Origin of the sequence: Listeria grandensis FSL F6-0971 (assembly GCF_000525835.1) — a bacterium.
Classification (GTDB): Bacteria; Bacillota; Bacilli; order Lactobacillales; family Listeriaceae; genus Listeria_A; species Listeria_A grandensis.
The window spans coordinates 341,717-354,886 of the sequence record NZ_AODD01000002.1 but is presented as its reverse complement, the minus strand read 5'-3'; the positions used below and the strand labels follow the sequence as shown (position 1 = coordinate 354,886).

Sequence of the window (13,170 nt, the reverse complement as noted above, 5' to 3'; positions counted from 1 at the left end):
TAATAAAAAGGCATTAACAGATTGTTAACACCTTCTAAGCCGCTATATATTCAGGTATTTTAGATGGATCAAATTCAGGAATAGCTACACACCTGCAGGCATAATCCTTACCAGGAATCGGAGCATTTGGGTCATCGTAAGAGAAATACTGACCGTTATACTCAACGTGTTTCGGCCTAACCCTGCTATCGCCTGAATCAGACCACATAAATCCTGGTATTCCTGCTTTTTTATGTCGCATCGTTGTCAGGCCCCCAAAAAGCGAACCTGTCTGATCTCTCGCAATAAACTTAGCCTTATTTTCCGTCATTCCTATCTGGTCTACTAATTCATCTCGTATTTCTTGACTTGAACGCCCTTCTTTTGCTCCTCGTAGTATAATTTGCTCTGTTTTGGCGTTGTATTCATCCCCGATACTGCCGATATAACTTACATTTTCAGCAATTGCCTCATCCATGTAATCATTTAACCAGGGCTCTGTTTTTGTCGGGTCAACACCGGCAACCTCCATTTGATTCACAAATTGGGTCTTAGCTGTGCTATTACTCGCTCTAACGAACTTACTGGCGATAGAATACTTCTCTTTAGCTGTAAAAATACCTAATGTGAGTGCTTTTATTCTGTCTAAACTTTTTTGAAAGATACTGTCAACTATATAGCCGTCAAAGCGTATATTTCGAGAATTAATTTCAGGGGCTATATTGCTATCAAATTCATACAAAACAATGTCAGCGATCTGCTGTGTGAGCCTCAGCATATTTTTAGCATAAGCTCTCTCTACATTGTGCGGATATCGCGTTATTGGCATTCGTTTAGCCATGGCTACCAGCCTATTAGCGTTATAGGCTTCTAATACCTTTTTAGCTATCTCGTCTATTTCCTCTAAGCTGTCCGCGTTGAATTTGCTCGTATTCTCCACACCAAAGCGCCCAAAACGCGTATCATAGACTTCTTCTGGATCAACAACGCCACTATCGATATAAATCTTGTCCGCATCTGCAGTCAATTTCCGTATTTCGGCATCTGTTTTTGAATCAACGGACCACAAAGGATTGAACTCTATTGCCCATTCGAAAGTATCGGGATCAATTTTAGGTCCAGCATCGTCATCACAGCACATCAACAACCTAGTCAAGTATTCCAAGTGAGGCCTTAACTGGTTTTCTTGCATCGAACTCACACGTGCGTAATAGTTCATGACGTCATATTGCGCACCTGTCAGCGTTCCAGCTTCTTGGCCTCGTAAAACACTTTTTGGCATTCGCACAACACCAGAGAGGTAATCCCAACCGTAATCCAGTAAATCTTTCATGCCAGTTGTTGGAGTAGATTCTTTTTTCAACTCCTCATCCCCGCCAATCAGTGCCAGTGCTTCCGTCCTGAACTTAAAGTCCATCAGCATCCCAATTTCAGCTTTATCTTTCTTCGTCATATTGTCTACTTTGGGTGATTTGAACACCTTGAATGCATAATCATACAGGATTTGACCAACGCTCCATAGTGATGTATCCATAACGATGATAATGTCATACAATCCCTCTAGTACAGACCTGCCATCTGGCTCATCCTCAAATCTAAGCGATTGTTGATGCAAGATTCTTGACTGGTGGACTATTTCTTGGGTTGTATCACTCATACCGCCTACAGACATGATCTGACTGCCAATGCGAGATCGTCTGCTAATCTCAAATTGCTCGACCTCACCATAATTAGCACTAAACATATCTTCATTGGTGTAAAAACGGCTAACTTTTTGTGCGGAAAAAGCATTTAGATAAGGTACTTTCTTAAGTTTCTCCATGTCGATAGCCTGTGTTAGATTTGCACCATTGTCTACGCTGTTACTAATTGCGCCAACCGAGATATAACCGTCCCCGTATAACCTGTCATCAGCAAACAACTTCCGAAACTTATCCTTAGTTTTCAGCTGCCGCCATTTAGATTCAATCGCTTTTTTCACCTCTTTATTCTCTGTTTTCAGGGTCCAACCTGCCCTTGTCATGTCTTCAGGTATAATGTCAATAATGTTTTTAACAATACCGTTAGAAGCGTACAGATTCTTGCAGTCGTTAAACGTTAGTATTTTAGCTGCACCAGGCCTTTGTCTTGTGAGGTTGTCTTTGGGGTCACCCTTCCCATTCCCAAGCATGAAATCATTGCGGTTCTCCTTGGCATCTTGCCGTAGCTGTTGTAAATCTTCTGTGATACTCATTAACTCACCACCTTGGTATTTAATAGTTGTACCTGTCTTTTAGCGATGTTGTATGTCCTCGCAACTTGTTGAGTACTTGGGTTGCAGCATCCACATCATCGTCGTGTTGCCCATTAGGGAATGAGACCAGCTCCTCCACTACGTCTTCCGACCATGGTTTATAGAGTGGATGTGGGAGAAATACATTACCCGCTTCAAATAGAGGAGCAACAGCATTCGCACGCGCTTCTTTACCGCCGTTTGGCTCTATAGGTATAAGACCGCTTATTTGGTCTTTCAGCATTTGTATTACTGCTGGACCGTTTGCCTTGTCCTCAACATATTTAGCAGTCGCGTTAGGCCATTTAGTCGTCATATTTCGAATACCTTGCATGGTACGTATAATGTCCATCCTGTCATGATCGCGGTCACGCATGAAAAAGTTAGCGCCTTTTACACTCCACACGTGACCTGCCACAAAGTCGGATTTTTTGGTATCCTTAAATGCGCAGTCCCACGATTGCGCGCTCACATCAAATAGACGAGGCAATACTTTCACCTCGTCGCCCAAATCATATTTACGTCTAAATTCTTCGTCTGGCACATAATATCTGATCCAGTGTCGTTTAAATATATTACCATCTGCAGGCGATGGTCGTTGCTGGTACAAAGAAGCCCATGTACGCGATCCAACCTGTATTTTCTTATCGTCCGCCCACTTTTTATCATAACCAAGCCCAGGGCAAAGAGGCTCGCCAACCTCACGCTGTAGCAGGTCGTTCTCATCCTCTGCGATAGCCGGTAATCTAAGCCGCTCCCACTTGAAATTGCTTTTCTTGAGCAGTCGTCCGATAAGGTCGTCCTCGTGCCACCTTGTCATGATGATTACGATGCTACCTCCGCCGTGCAAACGAGTAAGGAATGTGCTTTCCCACTCCTCAAACACCTTATCACGCATGAGTAGCGACTCGGCTTCTTCTCTATTCTTGAATGGATCATCGATAACTAGTAAATCGGCGCCGTGACCAGTCGCACCACCAGTGATACCAACACTTATCATGCCTCCGCCAGAGTTCTCAAGCTCCCAATCATTTGCTTTTGAAACTAGCGGCGATATATTCACATTGAACAGCTTTTGACCGACTAAACGCACCTTATCACGGTTCTTCCGCCCGAATTTACGGGCTAGCGTGTCCGCGTAAGATACTGTAATAACACGCTTTGTAGGGTTCTTCATCACATAATACGATGGGAATGTTTCGGTCGTCGTCATAGATTTACCGTGCCGAGGAGGCATTTCAATAATAATGAATTTCTGTTCACCGTCCGCAATGGGCTGTAAATGCTCACAAATGAGATCCGTATGTGGGAAATGCTTGTACATCCCGAAATGCGCATATTCGACATAATCGCGGTAGGAACGCCGTGCTAGCTCCTTGTTGGCTTCTTCGTTAATCATCTCGATATACAGCTCTTCTTCGGTTTTAACTAAGTTTTGTGAGCTTTGCAAGGTTCCTCAACTCCTCTATGCTCAACTGAGTCATATCAGGAGGCGCTTTGTTCTCTACCTTCTCGTCTTCAACGGTAGAAGGGCGGTAAAGCTTCTCTTTGTTAACGTCCGTTTGCGTCTGCACCAACTTCTTTCGTGCGCTGGCTAGCTCTAAATCACTCTTTTGCTTGATTGCCTTCACAAGATGATTAGTTACACGTGTGAGCGCGTCCTCTATGCTTAAAATTTTATCTACTTGATGCGCCGCTTCCTCTTGTTCTTCAATTTCGGCAAGATCCTCCCGAGCCTGATTGAGCAGGATGATTATTCCGTGCTTTCTTACTTCATATTCTTTAATTGTAGCCGTAATCTGTTTGATAGGATCATCAGGAATGGAGTCAAACAGCTCTTTTTGAGCATCGGAGAGTTGTTCCCACACAATTGTTCGGAACTCGCCTGTTTTCAAAGCGTTCTCATTCGAAGGTGGCGCTCCACCTCCTGCGTTCCCTTTCGCATAGTCGTTCCCTTTCGGCGCTCCCTTGCCACCCTTGTTCCCCGTAGCGTTCTTGTTGCCTAGCATAGCTTTAGAACGTAAAGGAGCGCTCCCTTTGTCATTCGGAGCGCTCTCATTGATATCCTTGTCCCATTTGTCCTGGGATTTCCATTTGCGTATCGTGCTAGGCGGCTTCTCCAATTTGGCCGCGATTTCCGCCAGCTTCAATAGTCCACCTGATTCTAGCCACATTTGCTTTGCTTCGTCGCGTAGCGGGTTCCGTTTCTGCGCCATAATTGTTCCACCCCCTCATGTGTTAGAGTTTGTTTTCAGTTGTTAAACCTTTTCGTATGTCGCCTCAAATATGTCTGGTTTGCAAGGGTATATTTCACCCTGTACTCCTTGGATAACGTAGTCCCCTTGTTTTGCAATCATAACACCCTCTAGAGTTTTGATTTCCATTGCTAAAAATCCGTATTTGGCGGCTGAATCCTCGTAATGTGGGATAACTACAGTGCCACTATCAATGGCCTGAACTATCCAAACAGGGTCTTCTTTTTGCTCAAAATTTCCTGTCCAGACAAACGCTTCAATTTCCACCGGTTTCTTACGATATTTCATTTTAATTCCTCCAATTTAGATATTTTTATTTTTCAGCGTCTGCCATTACAGACTGGGCAAGCAGTTAATTTGGGCTCAGCGAATGACGTTCCATTTGCTACTGCATAACCAACATAATGTTTAACAACGCCTATTCCCCCGCAGGTCAAGCATCTACTGGCATCAGGGGATAGAAATTCTATATGAGGTTTCACATTAACAGCAATCGTTCCTAACTCAAGCATCATAGCTGGTTCACTCCTTCTATACGTTTCATTATTACCTCTCTGCCTCTACGAACTTCAAACGCTCCATCAGCATCACATAGCACTTCGGAGCATCTAACAGATTCTTCTCGGCCTTCAAACGGTCCATTTAGATATGTTATCTCAGCAATTGTATATCCTCTTAGGACTGGATACATGATTGACCTGGATGCACTGAATGGCTGCGGTGTTGGCACGAACATCCATCCATGCAAAACTACTGTAGACTCTCCGAATTCCAGAATCGCCTTCCTGTCCGCAGTCTCATGATTACACATCATACTTAATGTTCTCCCACTTTTTATAGGCATCCAGATAAATCTCGCCTTTATCCCCATTCAACGTTAACTCGTAATACATGCCATCCGATAGCGTCGTGCTTAGTAGCGCTTTACTGTTTTGTAACGTCTTACAACTCCACACCACAAACACGTCATCCTCGCTAATCTTCTCGCCATCAGTCTTATCCAGTCGCTCATTTGCGTATCCAACCACAAGGTCCTTACATTTATCAATAAAGTCTTGATTATCCATTTTTACTTCCTCCTCGTTTTTTTCATATTTACGCATTAACCTTTCGTACACTCTTATGGTTTGTTCAGGTGACAAGTGATGGTCGCATCCGTATCCAGGTGGCTTTGGAAACATGTTTTTCGTTACCGGTTTTGGTGATACATCTTTTTTAAACATGAATCATGCTCCTTTACTTACTCATTTCTATCCATTCACTGACCGTTACATTGTTTATTTTCTTCTCTGCAATCTTCTCAGCCACATACGCGGCCAGTGCTTCGTATCGCTCTATACTGTAGAACATCGTATCTGTTGCGATTTCTGCCTCCGGAACTAACTTGTGAATCAAGAAAACTACTGTACCACCAACTTTGTACGCTTCATCCACAGCCGCTTTCGCCTGCGCTAATGTGATAACAGGTACCAGGTTAATTGTTTTTACCAGGTAATTGCTGTTTGGTGCATCTACATCGATACCGTTTATCAACGATCTACCCCAGCGATAATTCGCCTCCGCCTGTACTGCTAATAAATCCGCATTATATCCGCCTTTCGGGTAAACTACGCAATCTGACGCACGGTTAAATCCGTTAATATTGAGATAATCGCGGCAACCGTCCAATTCTGTTTTCTGTTCCGCTTTTGTGATGAGATTTAATTCGGGATGCGTGCTAGTGTGATTCAGTAAGTCCCAGCGATTCTCATAGACTTCACTAAGATTCGCTTTAGTCATATAGCCGGCTGCGTCTACTTTATTTTTAATTACTGCGATGTTCCCGCGTAATCCTTGGTCTTTCAAAATCGGATAAGCTTTCGTGTACTGATCTGTCCAGTTGTCATCCATCGTAAAGATTGCATTCCCTCGCACAGCACTTACTGTTTCCAGCGCATCGAATGACACTGCAGCAGTCTGGCCAGCTACAGGGTCCATCCTTACCTGCATACCTAGAATCTCTTTGCTGAAGCTAAATGTTCCTGCTTTCGTCATGCTATCTAGTGAAAATGCAATTTTGTTCCAGCCTTGCTTTAGATCAGTTGCTTGGAACACCTTCATCGCTGTTGCTGTGATTGTAACGTCATTTGCAAAATAAAATGATATCCGGCTAACCTTCGTCAAATCATGCACGTAGAAAGATAGTTTAGCGCCTGTTTGAGCGCTTAAATCAATGTGGGCTACTTTATTACGTATTGTGACGAAATTGCCGTCAGTCCCTGTTATTTTCGTGCTCTGCGTATTGTTGGTATTGACGAGATCAACCGCTCGGGATGTATTTGCTGTTGCCGTCTGTAATAGCCATTCTGCTGTACTGATAAATGGATCGGCTAGAGCTGTTATTGGATTTACTGCAGGAACTACTACATCGATGCTCACCTCAACGAATACACTGGCACGAGCCGCGGCTTGAACTTTAATACTTGCCGTTCCCGCCGCCTTTGCTGTTATAACTCCACTCTCGCTTATATCCATGATGGAACTATCCGAAAAAAATAAGACAGCCTGCGCGGCCATCTTAGGTTCTATTGAGTATTCAATTTTCAGCTCTGATCCGAGGTCGATTTTTGTTGCGCTGCTTAAATTCCCGAGTTTGATTGAATCGGGACGCGGTAATAACGGCGGGTACTTCATTTCTACGTTTATATCGTTGATTGTCATCTTCATTCCTCCAATAAAAAAAGAGCCGAATGGCTCTCAATATTAGTAGTGCTCTAGATAAATTTATTCGCTTATGAAAAAACTCATTAGTTCTTTACCAAATTTAGTTATTTTCATATTGTCTTTACTTTTTAATTTCAATCTACTTTTCTTATAATTTTTAAATTTCTTTTTAGGATTTGAAAGTGCTGTAGTAACGCTTTCTAACGAATCTTGCATTGCGTCTACTGTGCTAACAATATTTTTCAAGTCATCTAACTCATTTATTTCAAGCGCGGTTTGAACAAGCCCCATCCTATTTAGATTTTCTCTGACAGCAGTATACTGCGAGTAATCTATACTAAACTCTTCTAAAACATCTTTATACGTTTTTTGATCGATGCCTAAACTAGCGTAGAAATTAAGTACTCCTATGTCTAATAAAGTTAATCGATCCAAAGTATCATAGTATAAATAAGCAATATCAAAAGAAATTTCTTCGTGTTTTGCAATCTCAACAAAGCCATTAACCATATAATTGATTTTTTCCTCTTGCATTGTGCTCATACTTTTTTCTACCATGAGTTCCATAATCGAATCTAATTTTTCCTTGTTTTCTTCGCTAAGTAGCTTCATACTAGACTCTATTTCATCTGATCGATGGGATAAAGCTACAAGTAATGCTCCTAATTTTCTCAGCTTCTGATTGTATCTATAGCTAGTAATTGCACCGCCAATACCAGGTATTACCGAAGCCGCAGTATCAATGCCCAATTCCATTGCGATTTCAGCTATACCTTCTCCTACAATATCCTTTGTTAGTTCTTTTGCTGTGTCTCCTGCATATTGAGCAGATGCTTCAACAAATGAGTCTACTAAGACACCTGCAACTTCTTCAGTTTTTTCTTTAGGCATAATAGTTTCCGCCTCCCAAGCTCCTTTAGAATATCATTAATTTTGAAAGACTGTAGCTCCAACTGTATACGAAATAATAAACCTCATTCCGGTTTATGAGAACATTCTACTCATCAGACAAGCTTGCAAATGTTTTGTCTTTAGCTTCATCTGGAAGCGCGCCTAGTTTTCCGAGCTGGCTTGTAGTAAATTCAAACTTATACTCCTCTTGTTTCATTTGTGAATAATATTTACATTTTATCATCGACCAAGTATCCATCAATTTAATAATTTCTAATTCATAGACTTTTGATTTAATTTGTTTTATCTTCGCCTCTGCCTCATCTGACAATATTTCAGAATCCAAAGCTCTTTCCCAGTTAAGCAGAACATTAAACCTGTTTTTCTGATGTTCAGTTAGCAATTCATCAATACGACTAAACACCGATCTAACTATAAATTCTTCATAAACAATCTTCTCAGTAACTAAATAATCTATCCTCTCTTGAATTCTCAAGATAGGACTGTCTAGCTTTTGTGTCAAACTCACTTTGATACCTAATTCAATGCCTAATACCAAAAGAATCCCATCAACCTCGCTTGATACTTCCGAACCCCTTAACTCATCCAAAGAACTATACAGGGCATTTCTCCATTTATTCATTGCTTCATCCTCTTTCTATTTTTATTTGAAACCATTTTCACTATACCAAATAAAACCACCTACCTGCAAGAGCAAGTAGGTGTAAAAGGAGAAAGTATTTCAGAAATAGTGAAACATACTTCATACAACGCGACTGGCCCGCCTTGTTTATCGTGACTTTAAACTGCTACAGTTTACTCTCTGTTCTAAGTTCATGACCTTAGATTCATTTTCAACCGCACGACGTTGTTCACTTCGTCAAGTTGTTTAAGAGGCGTTCGCGCTCTATGAAATATGTTTCACTAAAAACTGACGATGCAGGGCTCGAACCTGCGACAATCGCATTAACAGTGCGGCGCTCTACCATCTGAGCTAATCGTCATCGATTGCAAGGTGTAGGAAAACATAACTCGGGGGTCGAAATTATGTTTCCCTCACTACTCGACAATAACATAATATCATGATTTTGATGGTAAATATCACGGAGTTTTTCCGGGAATATCCCGCTCATATTCCTGTGATATTCCACCTTTTCAAAATTAGTGCTTATCAACAAACATCCCTTCTTTCCTTTTGCTGTTTTTATGAGCAATCGCATAGCAGCCCATATTGCGGCTAAACTGCTTGATTGCCTCCCGTTCTTCTTCATAGTACAGCGTTTCGCTAATTGCAAATTCCGCACAAATGCGGGTCCGGCCCCATCCTTTTAAGAAGGTGTATTTAAAGATTTCACGACGCCTGGAACGGATGTCGGCATCCCGCGTTTTGTAGTTCGTGATCTGTTCCATTGCGTCGTCAAACTCTTCAACATAGAATTTCGCATCTTCAAGCTCTGTCTGCGCCTCAATTACAGCGCGTTCCACATTTGATGTATATTCATTTTGTGGGACACTTGGCATATCACTGATCTGTTGTGCCCCCAAATTAACCTTAGCTCTACCATTCCGTTTGATTACGTGTTGTGCGTGCTGGTATCGCTCTACCTCAATCCAAATATTACGCCGTGTTGATGTAATATCGATCTCTATATTATTGGCATTAAATAATGATAATTGTTCCACCAGAACGCCCTCCTATGGTATAATTTCTATGTCGAGTAGAAATACCTTGCCGGAGCGAATGCGTTCTGGTTTTTTATTTGTCTTTTTTTGCTTGGTAGTCTAGGAATCGGCATATAACCTGCGCAATCCGATCTCCTTCTAGCTCACCGTAAGCCACTACTATCGCAGGAATTGGAGTATATCCCTCGCAGTTGAAATAGTCATTCCCAATCTCACCCACAGCCGTGAACACATCATCCATGTTGTACTCGTTTTCTACCAGGTAATCAAAGATAACTTGCTGATGCTCACTTAAAGCGAAATCGACGTTTAACGCCTTTCTGAATGCTGCTTCAATATCCAATGGTGCTTTTATTTCTTCTCCTTCGCTGTTATAGAACACCCCATTCGCGTTTATTCGTAATGCACAACCATTTTGAGTCGCCCACCCGTGTTCAATAATGGGGCCTATCTTCCAATTCAGTGTTTCCTCTTTCATATTCGTCCTCCTCATTTACTGATTCCTAACTTTTTAATCCATTCAGCGCTTAGTTTCACGCATTCAACATGATATTTCTTGCTAAAATCTGTCCAGCCCAACTTATGCGCTTCTTCGTGATAGACGGCTGATAGCGATATAAAATACGAATCAAGATGATCCAAATTTCTGCGATTACGCCCCATGCCTACAAGGTTCTTCGCATGATGCTTTTCAACGCCCTGTTTTACGCCGCTTATAGCACATTTGCCGTGAATCAAGCAACAGAATGACCAGTGCTGCAGGTTGTAATCCTTGTACATATCACTGTTCTTTAGCTCGATGCCTTCTCGAATACAGAAATTGATTAGGTACTCTATAAAGTCCGTAGCCTCGGTCATATTCGCTTTACCGACCGAGAAGCTATTTCGTCCCAATTCATCCGCAAACATGGCTTTCATAGTGCTTTTCGTGTACTCTAAATCGATTTTCCTTTGTATAGAAGTGCTAGACCCCACATACGCTACTGTTATTTCATTCAGCAGCGCGTGGATCAGTTTATTCTGCCCTGGTGATTTACGGCGTCCGTCGTGTAGCTGTATCTCGATTTCTGGGCTCATTTTCTCTAATTGGTACTTTGGCATAGGCTCGTCAAATTCGACAATGACGAGCTGTCTACCACCCTTTTCTCGCACATCGCGAATTTTGGCGAACGTAGTCATTTGGATCAGTCCCTTCAAATTTCTTTTGATTGCACCTCGATACTTAACACTACTTGCCCTGGTGGCTGATTGTAATCTGAAATGTAGGTTATTCGAACGCACAGGATTTCACCTGTATATATACCGTTTTCGTATTCATGAAGCAAAATCATCGATATTTGCTACAGCTTTACCTCTAAAAATAATTTCACGACTCATTTTCCTGCTCCTTCCAAGAAACATATAGATACGAATCCCAAAATTGGCCGCTTTCTCTTATATGTTCCGCCTCAAACCCTAGCTCTCTCAGCTTATTTAATATTTTCAATTGATGTTCATTTGTCCGCAACATATCCTCAAATCCATATTTTCGGACCTTGAGACTCGTTTTGCCTTTCCTCGCTAATTTTGCACATGCTTCTGTAGTTTCTTCTACAATTTCATCGACTGACGTAAGCATCAAAGCCCTGACTTCTTTTGCATTCAATGCGCCTCACCCTCCTCAACTATCCATTTCGCTCCGTAACTGATCGTAAGCAACCTCAATCCGCTTATCGCTCCATGTCTCCATCTCGTCCTCGGTGACCTTTTCGCAGTGTGTTAGCGAGTCCATAAAACTCTGTATTTCAGTTTCCCTCTCATCTTTTTTCATCGGCTTAATCATCCTCACTGTGTATTTGTTAGTATCTGATACGCTGTCTTGCCTAAAAAAAGCGCCTTCTTTGTGATACGTTTTACCTTCTGCGTAGTTATGACGTACATCACTAACGACCCTGTACCCGCGCTTTTCAGCATCTGCGATAGCCTCGTATAATTCGTATCGACGCATTCGGTTTATTGTGATCGGCATTGGATTTGTCATAATCTCACCCCGTCACTCAAAACGCCGAATTTGTCATACAGTCGCTTCTTTGGATTGCCGTTTATGATCCACAGCTGCAAGAACTCGTCTACGTAACAGATGCCTGTCTCAAATTTAAAAAATGTCTTATACTCGCTCTCAGGCTGATATACCGTTTTGCCTCGATAGCATCCGTGTGTAGCGACTATCTTGCGCCCTGTTAGTGCTTGAATTTCCTTGATGGCGAGCAGTACATTTAGTTGTGTGCAGGGCACTCCTACATGTTGAACTTCTACTTCTGGTTCTTCGATTTCCGTGAATAAATCTAACTGTTCAAAGCTCATTTGATTCACATCCTAATCTTTAATAAATGTCATCCAGTGCGTTGTCCCACGCTGCTGACCGTATAACGGTTTATATGGTATTGCCTCGAGAACTTGTCTAACCGGTATCTGGCAATCGCTCCATTTGAAATTTAGCGTTCCGTCCGGCTTTAGCACCCGCATACACTCATGAAATCCATTTTCTATGTCGTCTTTCCACGTGTCCTTATCTAACTGGCCGTATTGCGCTTTCATGATTGAGTTCTTTCCGGCCCATTTCAGATGCGGTGGATCAAATACTACGTGGCAAAATGTATTGTTCTCAAAAGGTATGTCTCGGAAATCGCCGATAATGTCCGGAACCACATTTACATGCTTGCCGTGTAGTGTGAATGTCTCTCGTCGGATGTCCATGTAGATCGTATCTTCGCGCTTTTTATCGAACCAGAACATTCGGCTACCGCAGCATACATCTAGTATTCTTTTCATCCCAGCACCTACTTGAAAGGGCGGTTTCCCGCCCGATATTTTATTCTTGTGTTTCTTTGATGGCTACTACGTTGGAATCTTTCTTCGCGTTCTTGTGATGATCCACCCACGCCTTCGCCTTAGGAGCGACACGCTGGCGGTACTCATCGATTTTCACACGCAGTACGGTTGGTGTCGTTTGCAATTCTTCTGCGATATCCTCGTCAGACAAGCCGTCTTCCATGCGCATTTTCATAACGCGGTATCCATCAAAATCAAGTTCCGGGAAGTTTTCAGGCGGATTGTTGTTGATGTAGAAATCGACTTGCTCGACATCGATTAGGCTTTCGCGTTGAATCTCATCCAGCTCCTCGAGTTCGAGGTCAAGTTTTTCTTGAGTAAATGCTTGAACTAATCCATCCGCCCCAATTGCATAAGATATTGTTGGCGCATTCGTCTGCGGATCAACACTTTCTGAATAAGCAACTCGGCCAGGCTCTAGCGAAACTGCAACATTCGCATCAATTTGTTTGAAGAGTTCTTCGATCTGCCCGTTTAATGATCCGTCTTCGACCACTAGCGTTATTTTCGTTCCTA

At 42.3% G+C, this 13,170-nt stretch carries 17 protein-coding genes and 1 tRNA gene; all 18 read right to left on the bottom strand.

Annotation, left to right across the window (positions count from 1 at the left end; genetic code table 11):
- Positions 1-34 precede the first annotated feature (34 nt).
- The 18 genes from PGRAN_RS16130 to PGRAN_RS02285 all read right to left on the bottom strand — a co-directional run bounded on the left by PGRAN_RS16130 (position 35) and on the right by PGRAN_RS02285 (position 13,150).
- The gene (locus tag PGRAN_RS16130; RefSeq protein ID WP_077914557.1) at positions 35-2,212 is read right to left on the bottom strand and encodes an anti-CBASS protein Acb1 family protein; all 2,178 of its coding nucleotides are present in this window, start codon (positions 2,210-2,212) and stop codon (positions 35-37) included.
- A gap of 19 nt (positions 2,213-2,231) precedes the next feature.
- Positions 2,232-3,701, bottom strand: coding sequence for a phage terminase large subunit (gene terL, locus PGRAN_RS02370; protein WP_420911961.1), 1,470 nt, complete (start codon positions 3,699-3,701; stop codon positions 2,232-2,234).
- Positions 3,676-4,467: a phage terminase small subunit gene (terS, locus tag PGRAN_RS02365; RefSeq protein WP_036064761.1), complete on the bottom strand. Its 792-nt coding sequence runs from the start codon at positions 4,465-4,467 to the stop codon at positions 3,676-3,678. The genes terL and terS overlap by 26 nt, the downstream gene beginning before the upstream one ends.
- A gap of 42 nt (positions 4,468-4,509) precedes the next feature.
- Entirely contained in the window at positions 4,510-4,794 is a 285-nt protein-coding gene (locus PGRAN_RS02360) for a hypothetical protein (protein WP_036064760.1), read from the bottom strand.
- A gap of 515 nt (positions 4,795-5,309) precedes the next feature.
- Positions 5,310-5,573, bottom strand: a complete 264-nt coding sequence (locus PGRAN_RS02345) for a DUF6275 family protein (protein ID WP_036065242.1) — start codon at positions 5,571-5,573, stop codon at positions 5,310-5,312.
- 169 nt (positions 5,574-5,742) lie between these two features.
- Positions 5,743-7,206 (bottom strand): polysaccharide deacetylase family protein, encoded by a 1,464-nt coding sequence (locus tag PGRAN_RS02340; protein WP_036064754.1) that lies wholly within the window; start codon positions 7,204-7,206, stop codon positions 5,743-5,745.
- Positions 7,207-7,269: 63 nt separating this feature from the next.
- Positions 7,270-8,100 (bottom strand): hypothetical protein, encoded by an 831-nt coding sequence (locus tag PGRAN_RS02335; protein ID WP_051998390.1) that lies wholly within the window; start codon positions 8,098-8,100, stop codon positions 7,270-7,272.
- A gap of 106 nt (positions 8,101-8,206) precedes the next feature.
- On the bottom strand, positions 8,207-8,743 hold the full coding sequence (locus PGRAN_RS02330) for a hypothetical protein (RefSeq protein ID WP_036064753.1): 537 nt from the start codon (positions 8,741-8,743) through the stop codon (positions 8,207-8,209).
- 288 nt (positions 8,744-9,031) lie between these two features.
- Positions 9,032-9,104: transfer RNA gene (locus PGRAN_RS02325), tRNA-Asn, on the bottom strand.
- A 157-nt stretch (positions 9,105-9,261) separates the two neighbouring features.
- Positions 9,262-9,783 carry a hypothetical protein gene (locus PGRAN_RS02320; protein ID WP_036064752.1) on the bottom strand — a complete coding sequence of 174 codons (522 nt, stop codon included), beginning with the start codon at positions 9,781-9,783 and terminating at the stop codon, positions 9,262-9,264.
- A gap of 73 nt (positions 9,784-9,856) precedes the next feature.
- Positions 9,857-10,261 (bottom strand): hypothetical protein, encoded by a 405-nt coding sequence (locus tag PGRAN_RS02315; RefSeq protein WP_036064751.1) that lies wholly within the window; start codon positions 10,259-10,261, stop codon positions 9,857-9,859.
- Positions 10,262-10,272: 11 nt separating this feature from the next.
- A complete protein-coding gene (locus tag PGRAN_RS02310) occupies positions 10,273-10,962 on the bottom strand; it encodes a putative HNHc nuclease (protein WP_036064749.1) in 690 nt (229 codons plus the stop codon).
- Between the two features lie 14 nt (positions 10,963-10,976).
- A complete protein-coding gene (locus PGRAN_RS17840) occupies positions 10,977-11,114 on the bottom strand; it encodes a DUF3850 domain-containing protein (RefSeq protein WP_479481392.1) in 138 nt (45 codons plus the stop codon).
- Between the two features lie 35 nt (positions 11,115-11,149).
- The gene (locus PGRAN_RS02305; RefSeq protein WP_036064747.1) at positions 11,150-11,428 is read right to left on the bottom strand and encodes a hypothetical protein; all 279 of its coding nucleotides are present in this window, start codon (positions 11,426-11,428) and stop codon (positions 11,150-11,152) included.
- 15 nt (positions 11,429-11,443) lie between these two features.
- Entirely contained in the window at positions 11,444-11,803 is a 360-nt protein-coding gene (locus tag PGRAN_RS02300; protein ID WP_036064745.1) for a hypothetical protein, read from the bottom strand.
- Entirely contained in the window at positions 11,800-12,126 is a 327-nt protein-coding gene (locus PGRAN_RS02295; RefSeq protein WP_036064743.1) for a hypothetical protein, read from the bottom strand. The genes PGRAN_RS02300 and PGRAN_RS02295 overlap by 4 nt, the downstream gene beginning before the upstream one ends.
- A 12-nt stretch (positions 12,127-12,138) precedes the next feature.
- Entirely contained in the window at positions 12,139-12,594 is a 456-nt protein-coding gene (locus tag PGRAN_RS02290) for a class I SAM-dependent methyltransferase (protein ID WP_036064741.1), read from the bottom strand.
- A 40-nt stretch (positions 12,595-12,634) separates the two neighbouring features.
- Positions 12,635-13,150 carry a hypothetical protein gene (locus PGRAN_RS02285; protein WP_036064739.1) on the bottom strand — a complete coding sequence of 172 codons (516 nt, stop codon included), beginning with the start codon at positions 13,148-13,150 and terminating at the stop codon, positions 12,635-12,637.
- Positions 13,151-13,170: the final 20 nt, after the last annotated feature.

Coding starts and splice junctions, on each gene's coding strand:
- PGRAN_RS16130 (WP_077914557.1), bottom strand. CDS start 2,212: ATGAGTATCACAGAAGATTTACAACAGCTACGGCAAGATGCCAAGGAG.
- terS (WP_036064761.1), bottom strand. CDS start 4,467: ATGGCGCAGAAACGGAACCCGCTACGCGACGAAGCAAAGCAAATGTGG.
- PGRAN_RS02360 (WP_036064760.1), bottom strand. CDS start 4,794: ATGAAATATCGTAAGAAACCGGTGGAAATTGAAGCGTTTGTCTGGACA.
- PGRAN_RS02345 (WP_036065242.1), bottom strand. CDS start 5,573: ATGGATAATCAAGACTTTATTGATAAATGTAAGGACCTTGTGGTTGGA.
- PGRAN_RS02340 (WP_036064754.1), bottom strand. CDS start 7,206: ATGACAATCAACGATATAAACGTAGAAATGAAGTACCCGCCGTTATTA.
- PGRAN_RS02335 (WP_051998390.1), bottom strand. CDS start 8,100: ATGCCTAAAGAAAAAACTGAAGAAGTTGCAGGTGTCTTAGTAGACTCA.
- PGRAN_RS02330 (WP_036064753.1), bottom strand. CDS start 8,743: ATGAATAAATGGAGAAATGCCCTGTATAGTTCTTTGGATGAGTTAAGG.
- PGRAN_RS02315 (WP_036064751.1), bottom strand. CDS start 10,261: ATGAAAGAGGAAACACTGAATTGGAAGATAGGCCCCATTATTGAACAC.
- PGRAN_RS02310 (WP_036064749.1), bottom strand. CDS start 10,962: ATGACTACGTTCGCCAAAATTCGCGATGTGCGAGAAAAGGGTGGTAGA.
- PGRAN_RS17840 (WP_479481392.1), bottom strand. CDS start 11,114: ATGATTTTGCTTCATGAATACGAAAACGGTATATATACAGGTGAAATC.
- PGRAN_RS02300 (WP_036064745.1), bottom strand. CDS start 11,803: ATGACAAATCCAATGCCGATCACAATAAACCGAATGCGTCGATACGAA.
- PGRAN_RS02295 (WP_036064743.1), bottom strand. CDS start 12,126: ATGAGCTTTGAACAGTTAGATTTATTCACGGAAATCGAAGAACCAGAA.
- PGRAN_RS02290 (WP_036064741.1), bottom strand. CDS start 12,594: ATGAAAAGAATACTAGATGTATGCTGCGGTAGCCGAATGTTCTGGTTC.